This is a genomic window from Mucilaginibacter sp., assembly GCF_965200995.1.
Lineage (GTDB): Bacteria > Bacteroidota > Bacteroidia > Sphingobacteriales > Sphingobacteriaceae > Mucilaginibacter.
This window is the reverse complement of record NZ_OZ241743.1, coordinates 630,430-655,441: the sequence shown is the minus strand read 5'-3', so window position 1 is coordinate 655,441 and position 25,012 is coordinate 630,430. Positions and strand designations below refer to the sequence as shown.

Below are 25,012 nucleotides of genomic sequence, written 5' to 3'. Positions count from 1 at the left end.
AGATTTGAGGGTAAGCGTTTTTATAAACGCCAAACAATCAAGGCTTTGCACGCATCTTATGTCTGATATCTCATATCCCGCCACAAGTTTCATTACATATAAAACTATATTCCCTTGGCAAACAAAATTGATCAAAGAGTAAACTTTGCAACCAGCAGGCACGTCATCGACTACCCTGACTTTCTGGATGTACAGTTACAATCTTTCCAGGAATTTTTTCAATTGGAAACTACATCAGACAACCGTCATAAAGAGGGCTTGTTTAAAGTGTTTGCAGAAAACTTTCCGATTTCCGACTCCCGGAACATCTTTGTGCTGGAGTTTCTGGATTATTTTATTGACCCGCCGCGTTATGATATACAGGAGTGTATCGAGCGTGGGTTAACTTACAGTGTGCCATTAAAAGCAAAGCTTCGCCTATCCTGTAATGATGAAGAGCACGAAGACTTTGAAACCATTGTGCAGGATGTGTACCTGGGTACCATTCCGTACATGACGCCCAAGGGTACTTTCGTGATCAATGGCGCCGAGCGTGTGATTGTATCGCAGCTGCACCGTTCACCCGGTGTGTTCTTCGGCCAGAGCCGCCACACCAACGGCAGTAAACTGTACTCCGCCCGTGTAATCCCGTTCAAGGGTTCGTGGATTGAGTTTGCTACAGACGTTAATAACGTAATGTATGCTTATATTGACCGTAAAAAGAAATTTCCGGTTACTACCCTGCTGCGTGCTATCGGTTATGATTCGGATAAAGACATTCTGGAGCTTTTCGAGTTAGCCGACGAAGTAAAGGTAAGCAAATCAGGCCTGAAGAAATTTATCGGCCGCAAGCTTGCCGCAAGGGTGCTTAAAAAATGGGTGGAAGACTTTGTGGACGAAGATACCGGCGAAGTGGTATCCATCGACCGTAATGAGATCATCCTGGAGCGCGAAACCGTACTGGAAGACGACCATATTGATATGATTATTGATGCCGGTGTGAAAACCATCATCCTGAACAAGGAAGATGCCTCTACCAGCGGCGATTATACCATTATATACAATACCTTACAAAAAGATACTTCAAACTCAGAGAAGGAAGCGGTAGAGCACATTTACCGCCAGCTGCGTAACGCTGAACCGCCTGATGAAGAAACCGCCCGCGGTATCATTGACCGTTTGTTCTTCTCTGATAAAAGATATGATTTGGGCGATGTGGGCCGTTACCGCATCAACCGTAAGCTGAAGATGGATACTTCAGACGAAACCAAGGTTTTAACCAAGGCCGATATTATCGCCATTGTTAAATACCTGATCAAGCTGATCAATTCCAAAGCTGAGGTGGATGATATTGACCACTTGTCTAACCGCCGTGTACGTACGGTAGGCGAGCAGCTGTATGCCCAGTTCGGTGTAGGTTTAGCCCGTATGGCGCGTACCATCCGCGAGCGGATGAACATTCGTGACAACGAGGTTTTTACCCCAACCGATTTAATTAACGCCCGTACACTGTCATCGGTAATCAACTCGTTCTTTGGTACCAACCAGCTATCGCAGTTTATGGACCAAACCAACCCACTGGCCGAAATTACGCACAAGCGTCGTTTATCAGCCTTAGGGCCAGGTGGTCTGTCGCGCGAGCGTGCCGGTTTCGAAGTTCGTGACGTGCATTACACCCACTACGGGCGTTTGTGTACCATCGAAACGCCGGAAGGCCCGAATATCGGTCTGATTTCATCCCTGTGCGTTCACGCCAAGATCAACAACTTAGGCTTTATCGAAACCCCGTACAAACGTGTGGTTGATGGTAAGGTAGCGGTTGATGAGCCGGTAATATACCTGTCGGCAGAAGACGAGGACGGCAAAACCATTGCACAGGCCAACGCCATGTACAATGATAAGGGCCAGTTTGATACGGCCCGTGTAAAGGCACGTTTTGAAGGTGACTTCCCGGTAATTGAGCCGGAGCGTTTGGACTATATGGACGTTGCGCCTAACCAGATCACCTCGATTGCCGCCTCATTGATTCCGTTTTTGGAGCATGATGATGCCAACCGTGCGCTGATGGGTTCCAACATGCAACGCCAGGCCGTACCATTGCTGCGCCCCGAAGCGCCGATTGTAGGTACCGGTTTGGAAGGCCGCGTAGCCCGCGACTCGCGTACCCTGATCAATGCCGAAGGCGATGGGATAGTAGAGTACGTGGATGCCAACGAGATCCATATCCGTTATGACCGTAACGAAGACGATCGTTTGATCTCCTTCGATGAAGATACCAGGAAGTACCGCCTGACCAAGTTTAAGAAAACTAACCAGAGCACTACCATGAACCTGAAACCTATCGTGATCAAAGGTCAGCGGGTTTCAAAAGGCCAGGTATTGTGCGAAGGTTATGCAACGCAAAACGGTGAACTGGCCCTGGGCCGTAACCTGAAGGTAGCGTTCATGCCTTGGCAGGGATATAACTTTGAGGATGCGATTGTGATTTCAGAACGTGTGGTATCTCAGGATATCTTCACTTCATTACACGTAGAGGAATTTGAACTGGAAGTTCGCGATACCAAACGCGGTGAAGAAGAACTGACACCGGATATTCCGAACGTATCTGAAGAAGCCACCAAAGATCTGGACGAAGACGGTATCATCCGCGTAGGCGCCGAGGTAAAAGAAGGCGATATCCTGATCGGTAAGATTACGCCTAAAGGTGAGTCTGACCCTTCACCGGAAGAAAAGCTGCTGCGTGCCATCTTTGGCGACAAGGCAGGCGACGTTAAGGATGCTTCATTAAAAACGCCGCCGTCTATCAGCGGTGTGGTCATCGATACCAAGCTATTCTCACGTGCCAAAAAGACTTCAAAGGCCGAAGAGAAATCGCAGCTGGAAAAACTGGATACCCGCCACGATAAAGCGAACAAGGAACTGAAAACCCGGTTGATTGATAAGCTTTTTGAAATTGTGAACGGTAAAACTTCACAAGGCATATTTAATGTATACAAAGAGCTGCTGGTGCCAAAAGGCGTAAAGTTTACGCAGAAGATTTTAGCCGAGATCAACTACGAGAACATCAACCCGACCAAGTGGACTACTGACGATGATAAGAACGACCAGATTAAAACCACCCTGCACAACTATAACATTAAGTTGAACGAGGAACTGGGCGCTTACCGCCGCGATAAATTTGCGATCAGCGTAGGAGACGAGCTGCCATCGGGCATTGTGCAAATGGCCAAGGTTTACATTGCTAAAAAGCGTAAGCTGAAGGTAGGTGATAAAATGGCCGGCCGCCACGGTAATAAAGGTATTGTTGCCCGCATCGTTCGCGATGAGGACATGCCATTCCTGGAAGACGGAACGCCGGTTGATATTGTGCTGAACCCGCTGGGCGTACCTTCGCGTATGAACCTGGGCCAGATCTACGAAACCGTATTGGGCTGGGCCGGTAAGGAATTAGGGCTGAAATTTGCAACCCCTATTTTTGATGGCGCTACTTATGGTGAGGTAGAAGAATGGATTGAAAAGGCAGGTTTGCCGGCTACCGGCCGTACTTACCTGTACAACGGTTTAACCGGCGAGCGTTTTGACCAGCCAACCACCGTAGGTATCATTTATATGCTGAAACTGGGCCACATGGTTGATGATAAGATGCACGCACGTTCTATCGGGCCGTACTCATTAATTACGCAACAGCCGCTGGGTGGTAAAGCCCAGTTTGGTGGTCAGCGTTTTGGTGAGATGGAAGTTTGGGCGCTGGAAGCATTCGGTGCAGCCAACATCCTGCAGGAAATCCTGACCGTGAAGTCTGACGACGTGATCGGCCGTGCCAAAACTTATGAGGCCATTGTTAAGGGTGAAAACCTGCCAACGCCATCCGTACCAGAATCATTCAACGTATTGGTTCATGAGTTACGCGGCTTAGGCTTGGATATCACATTGGAATAATAAAATTGATTAGTGAGGGACTGGATGCTCCGGCATCCGGTCCTTTGTTAACTTCTATGTGCAAGGAGGGTGATTAAGCCACAAGCCGTCACTCATTCACTAAATCATTTAAAAAGAGCTATGTCTTACAAAAAGGATAATAAAATAAAAAGTAACTTCACCACCATTACCATCAGTCTGGCCTCACCCGAGTCCATCCTGGAGCGTTCAAGCGGCGAAGTATTAAAACCGGAAACCATCAATTACCGGACGTACAAGCCTGAGCGTGATGGTTTATTCTGCGAGCGTATTTTCGGCCCGGTTAAGGATTACGAATGCCATTGCGGCAAGTACAAGCGTATCCGTTACAAGGGTATCGTGTGCGACCGTTGCGGTGTGGAAGTAACTGAAAAAAAGGTACGCCGCGAGCGTATGGGCCACATCAACTTAGTGGTTCCGGTAGCGCACATCTGGTATTTCCGTTCTTTGCCTAACAAGATTGGTTACCTGCTGGGCTTGCCCACCAAAAAGCTCGACCTGATTATTTATTACGAAAGATATGTAGTTATTCAGCCGGGTATTAAGGAAGGCGACGGAATTTCAAAGATGGATTTCCTGACCGAAGAAGAATACCTGGACGTGCTGGATACTTTACCAAAAGAAAACCAGTACCTGGACGATAAAGATCCACAGAAATTTGTGGCCAAAATGGGTGCCGAGGCGCTTGAGGAGTTATTGAAACGCCTGCAGTTAGACCAACTGTCATACGATCTGCGCCATCAGGCAGCCAATGAAACTTCGCAGCAGCGTAAAAACGAAGCGCTGAAACGCCTGCAGGTAGTTGAAGCCTTCCGCGATGCGCAAGGCCATATTGACAACAACCCGGAGTGGATGATTGTAAAGATCGTTCCGGTTATTCCGCCGGAACTGCGCCCGTTGGTACCACTGGAAGGCGGCCGTTTCGCAACTTCGGATTTGAACGATTTGTACCGCCGTGTAATTATCCGTAACAACCGTTTAAAGCGCTTAATTGAGATTAAAGCGCCTGAAGTGATTTTACGTAACGAAAAACGGATGCTGCAGGAAGCGGTAGATTCGCTGTTCGATAACTCACGTAAGGTTAACGCCGTTAAAACAGAAGGTAACCGCGCCTTGAAATCACTTTCAGATATTCTGAAAGGTAAGCAAGGCCGTTTCCGTCAGAACCTGTTGGGTAAACGTGTGGATTATTCAGCGCGTTCGGTAATTGTGGTAGGCCCCAGCCTGAAACTGCATGAGTGCGGTTTGCCAAAAGATATGGCTGCCGAGCTGTTCAAGCCGTTCATTATTCGTAAGATGATTGAGCGTGGTGTGGTAAAAACGGTAAAATCTGCTAAAAAGATTGTTGACCGTAAAGACCCGCTGGTATGGGACATTCTGGAAAATGTGCTTAAAGGCCACCCTGTGTTATTAAACCGTGCGCCTACGCTGCACCGTTTAGGTATTCAGGCTTTCCAGCCAAAACTGGTAGAAGGTAAGGCTATCCAGCTGCACCCGTTAACCTGTACCGCGTTCAACGCCGACTTTGACGGTGACCAGATGGCTGTGCACGTACCGCTGGGTAATGCTGCTATACTGGAAGCCCAGATTTTGATGCTGGCCTCACATAACATCCTGAATCCTGCCAACGGTACGCCAATTACGGTACCTTCTCAGGATATGGTGCTGGGTCTGTATTATATTACCAAAGGCCGCAAAACCGATGATACCCGTGTGGTAAAAGGTGAAAACCTGTCTTTCTACTCTCCCGAAGAAGTAATTATTGCTTATAACGAGAAAAAGGTAGACCTGCACGCTTTCATTAAAGTAAAAGTAAACGTAAAAGAGCGTGATGGCTCTATTGTAAATAAGCTGACCGAAACTACCGTAGGCCGCGTACTGTTCAACCAGCATGTGCCCGAGGAAGTAGGTTATATTAATGAACTGCTGACCAAAAAATCGCTGCGCGACATTATTGGCGATGTAGTAAAAACCACAGGCATGGCCCGTGCTGCGCAGTTTTTGGATGACATTAAGGAATTAGGTTTCCAGATGGCTTTCCATGGTGGTTTGTCATTCAACCTGCAGGACGTAAACATTCCGGCACAGAAGGTTGATTTGATCAAGCAGGCTTCTAACGAAGTTGAAGAAGTAATGAACAACTATAACATGGGTTTCATTACCAACAACGAGCGTTACAACCAGATCATCGATATCTGGACCCGTATCAACAACCGTTTAACGGCCAACGTAATGGACATCCTGTCTAACGATAACCAGGGCTTTAACTCGGTATACATGATGCTGGATTCAGGTGCGCGTGGTTCTAAGGAGCAAATCCGTCAGCTGGCCGGTATGCGTGGCCTGATGGCCAAGCCGCAAAAATCAGGCTCAGGCGGTGAGATTATCGAGAACCCGATTTTGTCGAACTTTAAGGAAGGTCTGTCGGTATTGGAGTACTTTATCTCTACCCACGGTGCCCGTAAAGGTTTGGCGGATACGGCCCTGAAAACAGCCGATGCCGGTTACCTGACCCGTCGTTTACATGACGTTGCCCAGGATATGATTGTAGGCGAAGTGGATTGCGGTACCCTGCGCGGTATCTTCACCACAGCGCTGAAAGATAATGAGGACGTCGTAGAGCCGTTGTACGACCGTATTTTGGGCCGTACCTCCCTGCACGATGTGTTTGACCCTATTACTAATGAACTGCTGGTTTCGGCCGGACAGGATATTACAGAAGATATCGGCAAAGCGATTGAAAACTCTCCTTTAGAGGGTGTTGAGATACGCTCGGTATTAACCTGCGAAAGCAAGCGCGGCGTATGTGCCTTGTGCTACGGCCGTAACCTGGCCAGCGGCAAGCGCGTACAGCGCGGCGAGGCCGTAGGCGTAATTGCAGCACAATCCATAGGTGAGCCGGGTACACAGTTAACCCTGCGTACCTTCCACGTGGGTGGTACTGCATCAAACATCGCAGCCGAATCGCAAATTAATGCCCGCTACAATGGTATCATTGAGTTTGAGAACGTACGTACCGTACCTTTTGAAACTGCTGAAGATGGTACCTTAGATGTGGTATTAGGCCGTTCAGGCGAGTTCCGCATTATTGAGGAAGGCAGCAATAAGGTGATCATGACCAATAACATTCCATACGGTTCCTACCTGTATGCGAAGGATGGCAGTAAGATTACCAAAGGCGACCGTATCTGTTCATGGGATCCGTACAATGCGGTTATCATTTCAGAATTTGCCGGTGTGGCCCAGTTCGAAGCCGTACTGGAAGGCATCACCTTCCGTGAGGAATCTGATGAGCAAACCGGTCACCGCGAAAAGGTAATTATCGATACCCGCGATAAAACCAAAAATCCGGTTATTCAGATTGCGGATAAAACCGGCGTAATTAAAGGTTACAACATCCCGGTAGGCGCGCACATCGCAGTGGATGAAGGTGAGAAAATTCAAACCGGGCAGGTAATTGCCAAGATTCCCCGTTCAACCGGTAAAACACGCGATATCACCGGTGGTTTGCCACGGGTAACGGAGCTGTTTGAAGCCCGTAACCCATCAAACCCAGCGGTAGTAACCGAAATTGACGGTGTGGTAACCTTAGGTGGTGTAAAACGCGGTAACCGCGAGATCACTATCGAGAGCCGCGACGGTCAGGTAAAGAAATACCTGGTGCCATTGTCTAAGCACATCCTGGTACAGGATAACGACTTTATCCGCGCCGGTATGCCATTGTCTGACGGTTCCATCTCGCCTGCCGATATCCTGGCCATTAAAGGCCCGGCTGCAGTGCAGGAATACCTGGTAAATGGTATTCAGGAAGTTTACCGTTTGCAGGGTGTGAAGATCAATGACAAGCACTTTGAAGTGATTGTACACCAGATGATGCAGAAGGTTGCTATCGAGGATCCGGGCGATACCCGTTTCCTGGAAAGAGAAGCGGTAGACAGCTGGGATTTTATGCTGGAAAATGACGATATCTTTGATAAAAAGGTAGTTGTTGAGCCGGGCGATTCCAATACGCTGAAGGCCGGACAGATTGTTTCTTTACGTAAGTTAAGAGACGAGAACTCCGTATTACGCCGTAAAGACCAGAAGCTGGTAGAGGTGAGGGATGCCATTGCGGCTACCTCAAGCCCGATGCTGCAGGGTATTACCCGCGCTTCATTAGGCACCAAGTCCTTCATCTCGGCGGCATCCTTCCAGGAAACTACCAAGGTGCTGAACGAGGCCGCTATTGCCGGTAAGAAAGATAATATGCTGGGCCTGAAAGAGAACGTAATTGTAGGTCACCTGATTCCTTCAGGTACCGGTTTGCGTATCTATGACAACATCCGTGTAGGTTCTCAGGAAGAATTTGACCGCTTGATGGCGTCTAAAACAGAAGAAGCCGCAGTTTAATTTTCTGACTGTATCTAAATAATTCGCAAAGCCTTCCGCCAAAACGGAAGGCTTTGCTTATTTTAGTACCATGGAAGAACAAAACGAAAACCAGCTGAACATTGAATTATCAGAAGAAACTGCCGAAGGCGTTTACTCCAACCTGGCCATTATCACACATTCCAACTCCGAGTTTGTGCTCGATTTTATACGCATCATGCCGGGCGTACCCAAAGCCAAGGTAAAATCAAGAATTATATTAACGCCTGAACATGCCAAACGCCTGCTATCGGCACTGGAAGATAATATTCAAAAGTTTGAGTCTGTTAACGGGCATATTAAAGTACAGCATGAAAATCCTGGTTTCCCGATGAACTTTGGCGGCACAATGGGGCAAGCTTAGGCAATGTTACTGCCGGCACCGTAGAAAGGCATACGGCATAAGCATAAATATTTTATCTTTACAGGCTCAACTTATGAACATTACAACACGTTAAATAGCTTTTTCCTGCGTACATAATTATTATACACTTATTCTTGATGAAGAAATATCGATTGGTTCAGTTCGGATTGTACCTCTGTTCTGCACTTGCGGCTTGTATCCTTTTCTCTTGTTCTTCGGTAAAAAACGTTAAATATTTTCAGGATATACCTGATTCCGGGCAGGTGGTTACCATTCAGAAAGCGGAATATATGGAGCCTAGAATTCAGGCAGATGATATTCTGAGCATCTCGGTACAAACGCTTGATCCAAAATCAACAGTTGCCATTACCGCCGGCAACATACCCAGTTCGGTTACCGGCACGATGGCTGGTGCCAATGCCAACCAGCAGCAGATAGCCGGTTATCTGGTAGATAAGCAGGGCGATGTAGATATCCCCATCCTGGGTAAAGTGCATGTAGCCGGGCTCACCAGCTCACAAGCCCGCGATTTAATTAAGCAAAGAGCTGATAAATCCTACAATGATGCTACCGTTATTGTAAGATTTGTAAACTTTAAAATCAGTGTTACCGGCGAAGTAGCACGGCCGGGTACCTATGTGGTGCCCAATGAGCGGGTAAGCATCCTGGACGCTATTGCTATGGCCGGTGATATGACCATTTTCGGTAAGCGCGATAATATTCTGTTAATAAGGGAACAGCAGGACGGTACCAAAAGAGCTTATCGCTTCAATATTACCAAATCGAATTTATTTACCGAGCCTTACTATTATCTGAAGCAGAACGACTTTATCTATATAGAACCGAACAAGTCAAAGGTAGCGTCTGCAGATGCTAATCAAGCCAGAACCATAGCTATCATTGGCTCTGCTTTATCGGTATTAATTGTATTAATCAGCAGGCTGTAACAGTTTAAAAATATTAATGGATTCACAGGATAAAGACTTACTAAGTTCAGGTTCGGAGGGGTTAGATACCAAGAAATTATTAGCCAGTATAATTAATAACTGGTATTTGTTTGTTATAGGTGTAATTGTATGCTTTACGTTTGCATTTATTTACGCACGGTATGTAACCCCTGATTACAGTATTACCAGTAAAATAATTATTGACGACCAGTCAAAGGTACCGGGTGGCGGCCAGGCCGCCGGGATGATAGATTTTTCTGATTTATTTGATCTGCCAAGCAATGCAGATAATGAAATTGAAATATTAAAATCCAGAAGCCTGATGGCTAAGGTGGTAGATGATATGCACCTGAATGTTACTGTATTCAAAAAGGGGCGTATCCGTAATACTGAACTTTACAATGAAATGCCCTTCATTGCAAATATTATTTCCAAAAAAGATACTATAGAAAGCCGGCTGTTTAACATAGAAGTAAAGGGTGAGCAGTTAACAGTCACCGAAAAGAAGGATGATATAAAGTTAAATACCATCTATAACAAAGTGGTATCGCTACCGCAGTACAACATCACATTCACCGCAAACCCTGCCGCAAAAATGCACGATGGCAGCTATGATATGATTGTGCAGTCGCCGGATAGCCGCATTGAGGCGCTTACTGCTTTGTTTGATGTTGCCCTCACTGATAAAAAGAGTACAACGCTGAGCCTGACCTTCAAATATCCAAATCCTAAGAAAGGAGAAAAGATTTTGCAGGCGTTAATGACCAATTACCTGAAAGGCAATTTGCAGAATAAGATACAGATAGCCGATAGTACGCTGCGCTTTATTGACCAGGAACTGGGGCTGGTGAGCGGACAACTGACAGGGGTGGAAAAGCAACTGGAGCAGTACAAGGAACAAAATCAGCTTGCCAACCCCGAAGAGCAGTCGAAAGCTTTGGTGGGCGATGCTTCAACCTATTACAACAAGGCAAATGATATTGATGTGCAGCTTGCCGTTGTTGAAGATATTAAAAAGTATATTAATAACTCCAACAGTTCAACCCGGCGGATCATTCCAAGCACATTAACGGTACAGGATCCTGTTTTTGCCGCCGCCATTACCCGGTACAACGAGTTGTTGCTGCAACGCGGTGAGCAAAGCCTGGCATTTAAAGATGCCAACCCCATCATTAAAAACTTAGATACCCAGATAGAAAGTACAAGGATAGGTTTAGTACGCAGTTTTAATGCTTACAGGGACGGTTTGCTGGCCGGCAAAAAGCGGTTACAGTCGTCAAACAGTACAATTACCAATCAAATCAGGCAGGTGCCCAGAAAAGAGCGGATATTTTTAGATTACTCGCGGCAGCAAAACTTAAAGCAGTCGCTTTACCTGTACCTGCTGCAAAAAAGGGAAGAAACCGCAATTACCAAAACCTCTACGATCTCTACCGCCCGTATCATTGATCCCGCGAAAAGCGATTTTGCCCCCTATAAGCCCAAGAAAAGTATTTTTTACATGATGGGCCTGCTTGCTGGCTTGTTAATACCATTTGCCTTTTTAAATATTCGGAACGCATTGAATATTAAAATTGTGAACAAGCAGGATGTGGATGCCAATACCAAAATACCGGTAGTGGGAGAAATTGGCAATAATGTAAGTAATACCTCCCTGGTAATAGATAGAAGTTCAAGATCAGTAATTTCTGAGCAGTTCAGAAGTTTACGTACCAATCTGCAGTATCTGGTTGATACCTCAAAGTCGAACGTGATCATGATGACCTCCAGCATGAGCGGGGAAGGAAAGTCATTCATCTCGTTAAACTTAGGCGCTGCACTTGCCCTGAGCGAGAAAAAGGTAGTATTTGTAGAACTCGATTTGCGTAAGCCTAAATTATCATCCAGTATAGGGGCCGATCATAGTTTCGGATATACCAACTATGCGGTTTCAAATTCAGTCAGTATCGAATCAATCATTAAACCTGTTTTCTTTCACGAAAGCTGTTACCTGATATCGTCTGGCCCAATTCCGCCCAACCCTTCCGAGTTACTGTTGAATAACAAGCTTAAAGAATTAATAGAATACCTGAAGGTTAATTACGATTATATAATTATTGATTGCCCGCCGGTGGGTATGGTATCTGATGCGCTGCTTATTGAAAAATTTGCCGATTTAACCTTATATATTGTAAGGCAAAAGTACACCTACAAATCGCAGCTTAACATTGTGAATGACTTAACCCATACCAAAAAGCTGAAGAAAACCTATTTGGTAGTGAATGATATCAGTTCGACCAAAGGGGGGTACTACAGCTATGGTTATGGCTACGGGTATGGTTACGGCTATGGATACGGTTATGGTTATAACCAGGATGCCAATGAAAAGAAACCTGGTTTTTTTAAGCGGTTATTTAATCGATAACCGTGATTAAAAAGTTGATAAACAGCGATAACCGGCGATAAAATACGCTTCCTGATCAATACTATTTGTTTAAGGGGCATTAAAGGATGTTGAAGCAGGCGCTAACTTATCAGATGCAGGAGGTTAATGGGTTTAAGGTTTCGGTGCTAATTTAACGTTCGGGCATAAAAGCATAGCAGAATGTATTACCAAAAAATTGTTACGTCAGCGGTTTAAGTATGAGATCAGTACTGGTTACAGGTATTAACGGATTTTTAGGTTCGCAGATGGCCAAACAGCTGCAGCATAACTTTAATGTAGTTGGCCTGGAGTATGCAACCACCGGCCTGCACCGTTTAGCGGATTGTAATTTTAAGGTATATAGTTCGGCAGATAGCCTGGAACCTATATTTGCCGGGCAGCAGATAGATTCGGTGATACATACGGCTACCCTGTACAAGCAGCAAGATAACCAGTTAAGCTCCCTGCTCGAAACCAATATTGTGTTGCCTGTAAAGCTTTACCAGCTGGCTGAAAAGTATCAGGTAACAAATTTTATTAATACCGATTCCTTCTTTAATAATCCGGCCTATAATTATAGCTATCTGGCCGAATACACCCTTTCTAAACGGCACGTGCTGGAGTGGCTTAAAGCTGTTAAGGGAAAGTGTAATGTTATCAATATGAAACTCTTTCATATTTATGGCAAGCATGACGCTGCGGGTAAATTTATACCTGATATCATCGGAAAGCTAAAGGATAATATTTCTTCACTCGATTTAACATCCGGCGAGCAGGTAAGGGATTTTATTTATGCCGGCGATGTAATTAACGCTTTTGAAGCAGTGCTCAATCATTTCACTTCGCAGGCTGGCATTTACAAAGAACTGGAAGTAGGTACGGGCATACCTTCAAGTATTAAAACGCTGGTTAATACTGTTCATCAGCTTACCCAAAGCGCTACCCAGCTGCATTTTGGCGCCTTGCCGATGCGCGAGAATGAAATTATGCATGCTGTGGCCAATATTGATGATCTGCTGGCATTGGGCTGGAAGCCGGAGTTTACACTGGGGGCGGGTTTGCTCGAAGTGATCAATAGTCAATAACAGCATAAACAGGCAGCAGGTTACATGGCAAAAATAGCTAAGGTATTTAATAAAGACGTAAAGCAAACCTTTTTTGTTAACCTGTCGAGGTTGCTCACAGGGCCGGTATCTATGCTGGTGATCCCGCTGTATTTAACTAAGCAGATGCAGGGCTACTGGTACTCTTTTATGAGTATATCTGCACTATCCGTACTGGCTGATTTGGGTTTTACCACCATTGTGCTGCAATTTTCGGCCCATGAGTATGCTCATCTCAGGTTAAATGAAGATAACAGGTTTGAGGGCAGCGTACCCCACTATTACAAGCTGGCCAGTTTTTTCAGGTTTATTGCCAGGTGGGGCACCTATACGTGTACATTAGCTTTTCCCATTATTTTTGGTGTAGGTTACTATATGTTCAGCCGGGAGCAAAATAGCTTCCAGTGGGTATTGCCCTGGATTGTGTTTCTCATCGGCTCAGGGCTTAAGTTTTATCTTAATATTGTTATTTCATTTTTTGAAGGCTGCGGCCTTATAGCGCAAGTGCAAAAAATGCGCAGCCTCAATGTAGTGCTCAACTTTGTGGTAACCATCGGCTTGCTGGTGGCGCACACTTACTTATATTCACTGGCCGTAGCCAGTCTGCTTACTTCGCTGCTGCTGCTGTGGCAAACCCTTAAGCGGTTTAAAGTGCCTATGCAGCAAATGATGCATGATGATATTGAGGTATACAACTGGCGGTCCGAAGTTTTTGCCCTCATGTGGCGCTACACGATCAGCTGGTTTGGCGGCTATCTCATCTTTCAATTGTTTACCCCTATTGCATTCCGGTTTCATGGGTCGGTATTTGCCGGGCAGGTGGGTATCACCATTACTTTAATTACGGCCATATTCTCTATGGCCAACGTTTGGATCTATGTAATTACCCCGAAAATGAACATGCTGGTATCGCAGCGCAGCTGGGCCGAGCTGGATGCCTTGTTTAAAAAGGGCCTGCTCAAATCGGTAGGTACGTTTATCTTCTTCGCTGTGGGGTGTGTAATGGTTTTTTATCTGGCTACGGTTTATTACCATAAGTTTTCTGACCGTTTTATGAGCATCGAGAACATTGCCCTGCTCTCGTTAGCATGGCTGGCCCAGCTTATTATTAACTCCTTTGCCATTTACACACGTGCCAACAAAGAGGAGCCGTATGTATTGCCCTCTATGGTGAAGGGCATTTATGTGGCGGTTTCTACATTTTTAATGGCCCTGTTGTTCCCTGAAAATTACCTGCTGTTTGGTTTTTATAGTTCTTTCCTTTTCTCCATTCCCTGGTTCATCAGCATTTATGCTTCCAGGCGGAAAAAGATGCAGGCGGTAGCTTTATAACATTGGTAAGTAATGAACTCCGAAGTGCTTTTATCTATATGTATTCCTACTTACAACAGGGCTTATGCTTTAAAGGAGTGCCTGCATAACATAACCGCGCAGGATGGTTTTGACCAAACAGTTGAAGTAGTGATAACCGACAACGCTTCCACTGATGATACAGAAGCGCTGGTTGAAGGTTACCGGCAGCAGTATCCCAACATCAGGTACTATAAAAATGCTGAAAATGTAGGCATGGAAAAAAACTTCGTGCTGGTGATGCAAAAGGCGCAGGGGAAGCTCATTAAACTGTTTAATGATTACTCCCTGATGAAGCCCGGCACATTACAGGAAATAAAAGCGCTGATTGAACAGAATGCCGACGAAAGCAGCATCCTGTACTTTTATAATTTTAACCAAACGCCTTACGAGCAAACCTGTACCGATTTTAACCAGCTGCTAAGGCGTATTACCTACTGGATTACCTGGATTGGCGGCTTCAGCATCTGGAAAAATGATTACGACCGCCTGGAGCATAAGGAGCGTTTTGAAGGGCTGCTGTTTTATCATATGCTGATGCTGATTGAAAACTTTAAGCAGAAGCGAAGCCTGAAAGTATATTCGAAGGTATGGTTCGGCGAGATGATGAATGTGCCTAAAGGCGGCTATAATATATTACAAGTGTTTGTGAGAAATTTTATTGGTAATACAGTAACCAAATTATACCAGGAAAATTTTATCAGCCTTAAAACCCTTGTAACGGTGAAAACTGATTTCTTAACCAAGTTTTTGTTTTTTTGGTTGAAAAAGATTTCGTTAGAAAAAGGTAAAAGTAATTTTGTTATTGATAAGAAGGGTTGGAACCTGATATATGAATATTTTAAGTTCTACCCCCAATTATATATTATTTTATTAAAAGTAAGATTGGGTACGCTGGCTGCTCACAAGTAATGCGTTATAAATTAGTTTGTAACTGCACATGGATTTATTTGAAGTATAAATTATTTAACGCTGCGAATGTTAAATGTAGTTTTAATCATATTGTTGGTGGGGATTATAGCAACGTCTATATACAGTTTACCTCGGGCTATCGAGTTAACTATTGTATACAAACTGCTGTTTCCTATTTATGTAACTACAAACATATTTGGTCTTCAGGTAGCGGGAAATTTCTGGCTTGAATATATACTTATTCTTGTTTTTATCGCTAAATACCTGGTTTTAATAAAAGGGAAAATCGATGTCGCCTTTTTTAAGCCATTTCTCATGTTTATGCTGTTCTCAGTTATATTTACATTTTTCGGTAGTGTAGTTGATATAGATGTCCAGCTTAAGCAATTAATTACTTATCTGATACAAGAGTTTGCATTAGGCTTCATGATATGGCATGTTTATAAAACTAAACGCCAGCTCAATATATTTTTCAGCATAGTTTTAACAGCTATCGCCGTATCATCTGTTTATGGTATCTATTGTGTGTTAATTGGTGGCTCCAATCCATACATCGGCTTCATCAACTTGATCTACCAACCGAAATTTGATGCGTTAGCAGTATATTCAGAAATAGAAAGAGGTAGTTTGCAAGGCCGGCTCCAGGCTACAACCGGGCACCCGATGATTTGGGCAGGTTATACAACGGTGTTGTGTTTTGTATGTGCATTTCTGATATTCAAAACAAAAAGTAAAATCGAAAAGGTGCTCTTCTCGGCTTTGCTTTTTTTAGTTGGAGCAAACCTGATATTTACAGGTACGCGGTCTGCATTATTAGCTGTGTTATTAAGCCTGTTCTTCATCGTAATATTTACATCAATACGAACAAAGGGGATTTTACTGTTTGGCGTGTTTTTAATACTGCTGGTAGGATTGGATACCTCCATATTAGGAAAATATCAGGATGTTGCAGACTCGGTATTATTTGTTTGGAACCAGAAAAAATCTGAAAGCTATAACGGCTCAACAGTAGGGATGCGCATTAATCAGTTAAACGGTTCTGTTGATATCATAAGTGATGGAAGCGAACTGTTTGGCAAGGGCTATTCATGGACGCAGTTGTACCTGCAAAAGAACGGCGACCACCCGGTGTTGCTGGCCTTTGAAAGCATCCTGTTTGTAGTGCTTATTGAATCCGGCTTTTTCGGCCTGCTGCTATGGATCTACTGGATGCGGGGCCTTTTTAAAAACATAAGCACGGTTTACCGGGCCAAACGCCAGGCCCTGGGTATGGATTACCGTATTCTGCAAGCCTACCTTATCTCTTACATTACTTATATATTGCTTACAGGCATTAATCTTACTTTTTACTTCTTTGTTATATTTTACGTGGTGCTGCTCAAGTATATAATGCTGAATGCTCAACCTCAAAAAATAAAAGCCAAAGAAAACTTACAACTTACGTATGAACCAGCCGGCCTCTGAACCCCGAACCGCGGTAAAACCTAAAGCGCGGGTAATTGCTTTTTACCTTCCGCAATTTCATCCCATCCCTGAGAACGATGAATGGTGGGGCAAAGGCTTCACCGAGTGGACCAATACCGGCCGTGCAAAAAAACTATTTAAGGGGCATTACCAGCCCCGCGTACCCGCCGATTTGGGGTATTATGACCTGCGCCTGCCCGAAGTAAGGGAGGCACAAGCCGAGATGGCTAAATATGCAGGCGTAGAGGGTTTTGCTTACTGGCATTACTGGTGGGCAGGCAAACGGTTAATTGAGCGCCCTTTTCAGGAAGTATTAGCCTCCGGTAAGCCTGATTTGCCTTTTAGTCTGGCCTGGGCGAACGAAACCTGGTCGGGCGTGTGGCTGGGTAACCCGGGCAAAATATTAATGGAGCAAACCTACCCCGGCCCAAAAGATTATGAGGCGCATTTTTATGCCTTGCTGGATGCCTTTCAGGATCCGCGGTACATGCGGGTGGATGATAAGCCTGTTTTTACTTTATATAAGCCGTTTAAGTTACCCGATGCCAAAGCTTACATAGAGCAGTGGAATGAGTTGGCTATCAAAAATGGCTTAAAGGGTATATACTTTGTTGGCTGCTCGGGCGTGCCCTCTCTTGAAATAAATAAAATCTTGGAAATGGGCTTCGATGCCGTTAATACCAACGGCGCTTATGATGCCCGCTGCACTATTGAAGGCCGGCTGGTGCAAAACATCAAGTTAAAGCTAATGGAGAAGGTGGGCGGTGTTTTGCTGAACCGATACAAGTATAAAGACGTTGTAAAGCACATGCTGTCTGACAAAGACAAACTGGAAAATGTATTTCCTTCCATCCTGCCGCAATGGGATAATTCTCCGCGCTCGGGCCGCCGTTCGGTAATTTATACCGGAAGCACCCCGGAATTGTTTAAAAAGCATGTGGCAGAAGCTGTGCAGCTGGTTAGCCACAAAAAGGACGATCATAAGGTGATCTTCCTGAAGTCGTGGAATGAATGGGCGGAAGGAAACTACGTAGAGCCAGACATGGTGTATGGGTATGGCTATTTGGATGCCTTGAAAGAAGTGCTGCTATAACAACGTGCATGAAAAAGATCTGCTGGGTTACGCCTGATTATTTTGCCGACTGTGATATTGTTGTTATCCCGCAGCTGCTGACAGAATTTCGCATCCACTGGACTGTGTTATTGCCTGTAGGTAAAAGCCGTTTTCAACCGGAAGAATTTGATCATTTAAAGGGGTTACAAAATCTCACTTTAAATATAGTGTGGGTAAAGTACCGGTTAAGAGAGGTGAGAAGCTTTGCTTTCTACCTGAAATTATTTAAAGGGATAAATCAGCAAAGCCCCGATCTGATTTACATTAACCACGCGGCTGTGCCTTTTTTTGCGGCGGCCGCCATATTGTCTTTTAATCCTGATAAAACTATTTATACGGCTCATCAGGGCGATGTGCATGGAGGCTTTGATTTTAAACTGGCTTTTAAGGTAGCTTACCGCCTGCTGTATTCAAGGTTCAGGTATATAAATTTATTCTCCGAATCGCAGGCCGGCATATTCAGGCGCATTTACAGTAATAAGCGTACGTACGTTATTCCGTTGGCACAAAAGGACCTGGGCCAATCCGATAAGGTACGGTTGACCGATCAGGTACACTTTTTTAATGTGGGTAATATTAAACCATTAAAAAACATTCACCTGCTGATTGATGCCGCCTGCAGCATGTATGAGAAAGGAATGCGCGGCTTTCATGTGCATATTGCAGGGCAGTGTGATAACTGGGATTTTTACCAGAAACGTATCAAATACCCGGAACTGTTTACCTGTACCATCCGGCTGCTGCAAAATAACGAAATTGCAGATATGTTCGCGCAGTACCACTACCTGGTGCTGCCTTACGGCCTTTCTACACAGAGCGGCCCTTTAAAACTGGCGCTCAATTACAATGTGCCTATTGTTGCCTCAGATATTGACACCTTTAAGGCGGATGTTCATAACGGTATCGATGGGTATTTATTCGAGAGCGATAATGTGCAAGATTTAGAACATATCCTTACTACGGCGCTTCAACAACATGAAAGCCATTACCAGGCGCTGAAAGCCGCCCAAAGGCAGTATGCTGAAAGTCAATATTCAGGTTCGGCCATTGCCGGGCAATACCGGCGTATGTTCAACGGGGTATTGGGGCAGCAGTAACAACCTTAATCTGGAGTAAGGATTAAAACAAAAAAGCCGCCTCTTAAATCATTAAGGGCGGCTTATCTGTAATGTTGTTATCTGCTTATTGATTTACAAACTTCTTGGCGTTCACCTTGCGTTCATTCTCATTCAGGAATATTTTACGTAAGCGGATGCTTTGGGGAGTTACCTCAATATACTCATCAGCCTGAATATATTCCATTGATTCCTCCAATGAGAACTTGATGGCCGGTGCAATGCGCACGTTGGTATCGCTGCCTGATGCACGCATGTTGGTTAACTGCTTGCCTTTGGTCAGGTTAATTACCAGGTCATTATCGCGGATGTGCTCGCCCAATACCTGGCCTTCGTAGATGTCAACACCCGGCTCGATATGGAAACGGCCGCGGTCCTGCAGTTTGTCAATGGCAAAGGCGGTGGTTTTGCCGGTATCCATGGATACCAGTACGCCGTTCAAACGGCCGGGAATGGGGCCTTTCCAGGGCTCATAAGCCTTGAAACGGTGCGCCATAATGGCCTCACCACCGGTAGCGGTAAGTACGTTGTTACGCAGGCCGATGATGCCGCGTGCCGGAATATCAAACTCCAGATGCTGTAAATCGCCTTTTGGCTCCATTACCAGCAGGTCGCCTTTGCGCTGGGTTACCAGCTCAATTACCTTACCTGCCACATCGCCGGGTACGTCTACAATCAGGGTTTCTACCGGCTCGCATTTCACGCCGTCTATTTCCTTTACAATTACCTGCGGCTGGCCTACCTGCAACTCATACCCCTCGCGGCGCATAGTTTCAATCAGTACCGATAAGTGCAGGATACCACGCCCGTAAACTAAATAAGCATCCGGCGATTCGGTTTCTACAATCTTAAGTGCAAGGTTTTTCTCAGTTTCTTTATATAGGCGGTCGCGCAGGTGGCGTGAGGTTACAAACTTGCCTTCCTTACCAAAAAACGGTGAGGTATTGATGGTAAACAGCATGTTCATGGTTGGCTCATCAATGTGGATGACCTCCAGTTGCTCCGGGTTTTCAAAATCGGCAATGGTATCGCCAATGTCAAAACCTTCAATACCTACCACAGCGCAAATATCACCAGAGCTTACTTCGGTAGCTTTAACCTTACCCAAGCCTTCAAAGGTGTATAATTCCTTAATACGTGATTTTTGGATGGTACCGTCGCGTTTAACCAACGATACCGGCTGGTTCTCCTTAATGGTACCACGCGCCACACGGCCTACCGCGATACGGCCCACGAAGGAAGAATAATCCAGCGAGGTGATCTGCATCTGCAGCGTACCCTCGCTTATAGGTGCCGGCGGAATGTTTGCTAAAATGGCATCCATCAGCGGGAAGATGTTATCCGTTGGTTTCTTCCAGTCGGTGCTCATCCAGCCCTGTTTTGAGGAGCCGTATATTACCGGGAAATCCAGCTGCTCTTCGGTAGCCTCCAGGTTAAAGAACAATTCAAAAATCTGCTCGTAAACTTCCTCGGGGCGGCAGTTTTCTTTATCCACCTTGTTTACCACAACAATCGGCTTCAAACCTAAAGCCAATGCTTTTTGGGTTACAAAGCGGGTTTGCGGCATGGCACCTTCAAAGGCATCGCATAAGAGCAATACACCGTCGGCCATTTTCAATACGCGCTCTACCTCACCGCCAAAGTCGGCGTGGCCCGGGGTATCAATAATGTTGATCTTAACATCCTTGTACCGTACAGAAACGTTTTTTGATACGATGGTGATACCCCGCTCGCGCTCCAGATCATTGTTATCCAGTATCAGCTCACCGGTTTCCTGATTGTCGCGGAAAATGGCGCAGCTATGCAGAATTTTGTCAACCAGTGTAGTTTTACCGTGGTCAACGTGTGCAATAATTGCTATATTACGTATGTTTTGCATGAAAAATATGCGGCTTAATTTTGGTGCAAAGGTACGCTTAATTTAGTTGATATTAAAGTATTTGCAAGTATTTATCATCAGGGTTTCATCATTTGCATCAGGCTTAACCCGATCATAACATTGCCGGCCTGCCAAACGTTAATTATAACAACAAACCAGGGCAATTATCCGGGATATTATAATACAATTCTAATCCTGCAATATATGCTTTTGTGTATGTTTGATAACAGCTAAATTTATAGTATGATACAGTTGCTCATTATTGCCGTTTTATTTACAGGCGCCTTGTTTTATATCGGCCGGATGATCTATAAAAGCCTCACTGCCAAAAAGGGATGCGGTACAGATTGCAAGTGCGGGGTTGATTTTTCCAATGCCGGTCCGCAAAAAGCCGGTAAATAGCGCAGCTCATTACTTAAACCCAGATACCGCTCATTATTCGTGGCCGATAAGCAGATATTTCAATCCGACAACCCTAACCGCTGGAACCGTTTTAAGTGGCTGAGCCGCCTGTTGCTGGCCGTGCTTGTCAGCGGCGTAATTGCCGCCAGTATTACCATCAATTCAGACCAGTATCCTACGCTGCCCAACCTTACGCCCACGGCACAGAAACTGAACAGCGCCGAACTGAACCGGCTGAAACGCTCTACCCGTTACCAGGCCTTTACCATCCAGAAAACCGAGATCAGGCAGCTGGCGCGCAGCCGCTACCTGCGCCAGTTAAAGCACCCCAATAACAAACAGCGGCTTAACGTATGCTTTTACCGCGAATGGGACCCGCAGGCCTATAATTCGCTTCGCGATCATATTGCCCACATGGATATGATCAACAGCGAAGGCTTTAGCATGGTGCCCGGCGCCGATACGGTTAGTGTACGTTTAGATACCGGGCTGGTCAACCTTAACCGCCGCTACCGTAAGCCGGTGATCATGACGCTGAGCAACTGGATTAACCTGACACCCGATTCGGGCTATACCGATAATAAGGACGTACAGCGGATCATCAGCAATCCGGCATCGCGCACCAAGTTCATCAGTAACCTGGTGGATAACCTAAAAAAATATAAGCTGCAGGGGCTCAATCTGAGCTTTGATGATGTGCAGGCGCGTAATGGCAATGCCTTCATCAGCTTTGAGCAGGAGCTATACCGCACATTTCACAGCCGGGGGCTTTTGCTCACCCAAAGTGTTGTGCCCGACGACGATAATTACGACCTGCCGCTATTGGCCGGCATTAATGATTACCTGTTTGTAATGGCCATTGACCAGCATACCGAAAACAGTAATGCAGGCGATATTACCAACCAGCGCTGGGTGGAGCTGATGCTGGACAGGGTATGCACCCAGATACCCAGCGAAAAGGTAATCCTGACCATACAGGGCGGCGGGTACGACTGGCCCGAAAACAGTATAGGCCAGGCGGTAGGCTATACCCAGGCCATTGCACGAGCGCAAACCTTCGGCGGCAAGGTGCTTTTTGATACCACATCGGCCAATCTTAACTTTAAGTATGTAGACTTGAACGGTATCCTGCACCGGGTATACTTTACGGATGCCGCAACAAATTTCAACGTGATCCGCCTGGCCGACGACTGGGGCACCGGCGGCGTGGCCTTATGGCGGGTAGGTACGGAAGACCCGCGCCTGTGGAGCTTTTTTCAAAAGGACCTGACCATTGACTCGCTGCGTAAAACAGGGCTGGATACCCGCCGCCTCACCAGTGTGGGCCTCAATAACCGCATAGATTATGATGGAGACGGTGAGGTGCTGGACCTGGCCACTACGCCCGACCCGGGCAAGATCAACCTGAAGCTGGACACTACGGACTATACCATTGTGAACCAGCAATATGTAAAGCTGCCCACCAAGTACCTCATCAGGCGCTATGGCTATAACCCCAAAAAGGTAGTGCTTACGTTTGATGATGGCCCCGATGCGGATTATACCCCGCGTATACTGGACATTCTGAAGCGCGAGAAAGTGCCTGCCGCATTTTTTGTAGTAGGCTCAATGGCCGAAAAGAACATTCCCTTACTGCGCCGCATTTATGATGCAGGGTATGAGATTGGCAACCACACCTTTTTTCACCCCGATATTTCTACCATCAGTATACCGAGGGTACGTTTAGAGCTGAATGCCACCCGTAAACTTATTGAAACGGTAACCGGCCACAGTACCATCCTGTTCAGGGCGCCGTTTAATGCCGATGCCGAGCCGCAGACGATTGCCGAGGTTATACCGGTTGCCGAGAGCCGCAAGCTGAGCTATATCAACATCGGCGAGTCCATTGACCCCTGGGACTGGTACCCCGGCGTAACCGCCGACAGCATAGTGGCCCGCGCCATTAAGCAGGCCGGTACCGGCTCCATGATTTTGCTGCATGATGCCGGCGGCGATACCCGCGAGGAAACCGTAAAGGCGCTGCCGCGCATTATTGAGTATTACAAATCGCACGGGTACCAGTTTACCACCATTGCCGATGTGCTGGGCAAGAAGAAGGCCGACCTGATGCCGGTAATACAGGATGATGCCGACAGTGGCATTACCGGTTACTTGTATAATGCGTTTACCATCGGCCTGTTCTATTTCAATCGTATCCTGCTTTATTTGTTCTTGTCGGCTATATTTTTAGCCATAGTGCGCATCGTACTTATTGGCATACTGGCGGCAAGGCAGTTCAGCAATCATCAAAAAGAAGTAAAAGCCATGAGCGGCAGCAACCAGCCGCCGGTAAGCATTATTGTGCCGGGTTATAATGAGGAGGTAACGGCTGTTAAAACCATCCGAAGCCTGCTGGAACTGCAATACCCCGAACTGGAGATATTATTTATAGATGATGGGTCAAAGGACCGCACATACCAGGTAGTGCAGGAAGCTTATGGCGCGCACCCTAAAGTACAGGTGCTTACCAAGCCGAACGGCGGCAAGGCATCGGCCCTTAACTACGGCATTGCCCACGCCCGGTATGATTATGTGGTATGTATTGATGCCGATACCCTGCTGAAAAGCGATGCCATCGCCCAGCTGATGATCTACTTTACCGACGAGGAAATTGGCGCCGTAGCCGGTACCGTAAAGGTAGGCAACGAAAACAACATCATCACCCGCTGGCAGTCCATCGAATATATTACGGCCCAGAATATGGACCGCCGGGCCTTTGATCTGCTCAATAGTATTACCGTAGTGCCGGGCGCTATTGGCGCCTTCCGTAAATCGGCCATTGTAAAGGTGGGCGGATTTACTACCGATACCCTGGCCGAGGATTGTGACTTGACCATGCGCATACTCAAGCAGGGCTATATTGTGCGCAACAGCGGCGATGCTATTGCCTATACCGAGGCGCCCGAAACACTGAACGCCCTGCTGAAGCAGCGTTTCCGCTGGAGCTTTGGGGTAATACAAAGTTTTTGGAAGAACAGGGATGCCCTGCTGAATAAAAAATACCGCTTCTTCGGTATGGTGGGAATGCCCAATATCCTGATTTTTCAGATCGTGCTGCCGCTGTTCTCACCGCTGGCCGACCTGATGATGATTATCGGCCTGTTCAGTGATAAGCCGTTTAAAATACTGGCTTATTATGCCGCCTTTATCCTCATCGATCTTTTGGTAGCGCTGATCGCCTTCCGTATGGAAAAGGAAAGCTACAAAAAACTGATTTACATCATTCCGCAACGCTTTGTATGGCGGCAGCTGATGTACTATATCCTGTTCAAATCAATCCGCAAAGCGGTAAAGGGCGAGTTGAGCACCTGGGGTGTATTGAAGCGTACCGGCAATGTGTCGGCAGCAAGTGACCAGGTGAACCCGGGTGGGTAATGTATTGCTATTATAAGGCAAAATCTTGTTAGTACGAGGAGGAATGAGGAAGCAGCCGCATAATGGTATCTTTTATCTGTAAAGCAAGCGATTGCCACGCGATAGCAGCATTAATCACCAGGCTATCTTTCACGCGTCATTGCGAGGTACGAAGCAATCCCATCGCAAGCAAGACGAACAGGCATAGCTACGGGATTGCTT

At 46.0% G+C, this 25,012-nt stretch carries 14 protein-coding genes; 13 read left to right on the top strand and 1 reads right to left on the bottom strand.

Translation table 11 applies throughout. The features are described from left to right. Positions 1-114: 114 nt before the first annotated feature. The 11 genes from rpoB (at position 115) to ACY652_RS03115 (ending at position 19,098) form a co-directional block, all read left to right on the top strand. Positions 115-3,918, top strand: coding sequence for a DNA-directed RNA polymerase subunit beta (gene rpoB, locus ACY652_RS03165; RefSeq protein ID WP_462266512.1), 3,804 nt, complete (start codon positions 115-117; stop codon positions 3,916-3,918). A gap of 120 nt (positions 3,919-4,038) precedes the next feature. After that, complete coding sequence (gene rpoC / locus ACY652_RS03160; protein WP_462266510.1) at positions 4,039-8,325, top strand: DNA-directed RNA polymerase subunit beta'; 4,287 nt, start codon at positions 4,039-4,041, stop codon at positions 8,323-8,325. 70 nt (positions 8,326-8,395) lie between these two features. Further along, on the top strand, positions 8,396-8,707 hold the full coding sequence (locus ACY652_RS03155) for a DUF3467 domain-containing protein (RefSeq protein ID WP_462266509.1): 312 nt from the start codon (positions 8,396-8,398) through the stop codon (positions 8,705-8,707). Positions 8,708-8,997: 290 nt separating this feature from the next. Next, entirely contained in the window at positions 8,998-9,654 is a 657-nt protein-coding gene (locus tag ACY652_RS03150; protein WP_462266508.1) for a polysaccharide biosynthesis/export family protein, read from the top strand. 16 nt (positions 9,655-9,670) lie between these two features. Then, the gene (locus tag ACY652_RS03145; RefSeq protein WP_462266507.1) at positions 9,671-12,058 is read left to right on the top strand and encodes a GumC family protein; all 2,388 of its coding nucleotides are present in this window, start codon (positions 9,671-9,673) and stop codon (positions 12,056-12,058) included. 218 nt (positions 12,059-12,276) lie between these two features. Further along, positions 12,277-13,143, top strand: a complete 867-nt coding sequence (locus ACY652_RS03140; RefSeq protein ID WP_462266506.1) for an NAD-dependent epimerase/dehydratase family protein — start codon at positions 12,277-12,279, stop codon at positions 13,141-13,143. A gap of 24 nt (positions 13,144-13,167) precedes the next feature. After that, positions 13,168-14,493 carry a hypothetical protein gene (locus tag ACY652_RS03135; RefSeq protein ID WP_462266505.1) on the top strand — a complete coding sequence of 442 codons (1,326 nt, stop codon included), beginning with the start codon at positions 13,168-13,170 and terminating at the stop codon, positions 14,491-14,493. Between the two features lie 12 nt (positions 14,494-14,505). Further along, positions 14,506-15,423, top strand: a complete 918-nt coding sequence (locus tag ACY652_RS03130; RefSeq protein WP_462266504.1) for a glycosyltransferase family 2 protein — start codon at positions 14,506-14,508, stop codon at positions 15,421-15,423. Between the two features lie 321 nt (positions 15,424-15,744). Next, positions 15,745-16,887, top strand: coding sequence for an O-antigen ligase family protein (locus ACY652_RS03125; protein WP_462266503.1), 1,143 nt, complete (start codon positions 15,745-15,747; stop codon positions 16,885-16,887). Next, complete coding sequence (locus ACY652_RS03120) at positions 16,868-17,980, top strand: glycosyltransferase WbsX family protein (protein WP_462266502.1); 1,113 nt, start codon at positions 16,868-16,870, stop codon at positions 17,978-17,980. The genes ACY652_RS03125 and ACY652_RS03120 overlap by 20 nt, the downstream gene beginning before the upstream one ends. 8 nt (positions 17,981-17,988) lie before the next feature. Then, entirely contained in the window at positions 17,989-19,098 is a 1,110-nt protein-coding gene (locus ACY652_RS03115; protein ID WP_462266501.1) for a glycosyltransferase family 4 protein, read from the top strand. A gap of 85 nt (positions 19,099-19,183) precedes the next feature. Here the strand turns inward: ACY652_RS03115 and typA are convergent, their stop codons facing one another. Then, on the bottom strand, positions 19,184-20,995 hold the full coding sequence (gene typA, locus ACY652_RS03110; RefSeq protein ID WP_462266500.1) for a translational GTPase TypA: 1,812 nt from the start codon (positions 20,993-20,995) through the stop codon (positions 19,184-19,186). A gap of 243 nt (positions 20,996-21,238) precedes the next feature. Between typA and ACY652_RS03105 the strand changes: the two genes are divergently transcribed. Together ACY652_RS03105 and ACY652_RS03100 are read left to right on the top strand one after the other, a co-directional pair. Then, complete coding sequence (locus ACY652_RS03105) at positions 21,239-21,397, top strand: FeoB-associated Cys-rich membrane protein (RefSeq protein ID WP_462266499.1); 159 nt, start codon at positions 21,239-21,241, stop codon at positions 21,395-21,397. 39 nt (positions 21,398-21,436) lie between these two features. After that, positions 21,437-24,811 carry a glycosyltransferase gene (locus tag ACY652_RS03100; RefSeq protein WP_462266498.1) on the top strand — a complete coding sequence of 1,125 codons (3,375 nt, stop codon included), beginning with the start codon at positions 21,437-21,439 and terminating at the stop codon, positions 24,809-24,811. The last annotated feature ends 201 nt before the right edge of the window (positions 24,812-25,012 follow it).

Excerpts from the sequence above, each read along its gene's own strand:
- rpoC (WP_462266510.1), top strand. The coding sequence starts at position 4,039 with ATGTCTTACAAAAAGGATAATAAAATAAAAAGTAACTTCACCACCATT.
- ACY652_RS03155 (WP_462266509.1), top strand. The coding sequence starts at position 8,396 with ATGGAAGAACAAAACGAAAACCAGCTGAACATTGAATTATCAGAAGAA.
- ACY652_RS03150 (WP_462266508.1), top strand. The coding sequence starts at position 8,998 with ATGGAGCCTAGAATTCAGGCAGATGATATTCTGAGCATCTCGGTACAA.
- ACY652_RS03145 (WP_462266507.1), top strand. The coding sequence starts at position 9,671 with ATGGATTCACAGGATAAAGACTTACTAAGTTCAGGTTCGGAGGGGTTA.
- ACY652_RS03140 (WP_462266506.1), top strand. The coding sequence starts at position 12,277 with ATGAGATCAGTACTGGTTACAGGTATTAACGGATTTTTAGGTTCGCAG.
- ACY652_RS03135 (WP_462266505.1), top strand. The coding sequence starts at position 13,168 with ATGGCAAAAATAGCTAAGGTATTTAATAAAGACGTAAAGCAAACCTTT.
- ACY652_RS03130 (WP_462266504.1), top strand. The coding sequence starts at position 14,506 with ATGAACTCCGAAGTGCTTTTATCTATATGTATTCCTACTTACAACAGG.
- ACY652_RS03125 (WP_462266503.1), top strand. The coding sequence starts at position 15,745 with ATGCTGTTCTCAGTTATATTTACATTTTTCGGTAGTGTAGTTGATATA.
- ACY652_RS03120 (WP_462266502.1), top strand. The coding sequence starts at position 16,868 with ATGAACCAGCCGGCCTCTGAACCCCGAACCGCGGTAAAACCTAAAGCG.
- ACY652_RS03115 (WP_462266501.1), top strand. The coding sequence starts at position 17,989 with ATGAAAAAGATCTGCTGGGTTACGCCTGATTATTTTGCCGACTGTGAT.
- typA (WP_462266500.1), bottom strand. The coding sequence starts at position 20,995 with ATGCAAAACATACGTAATATAGCAATTATTGCACACGTTGACCACGGT.
- ACY652_RS03105 (WP_462266499.1), top strand. The coding sequence starts at position 21,239 with ATGATACAGTTGCTCATTATTGCCGTTTTATTTACAGGCGCCTTGTTT.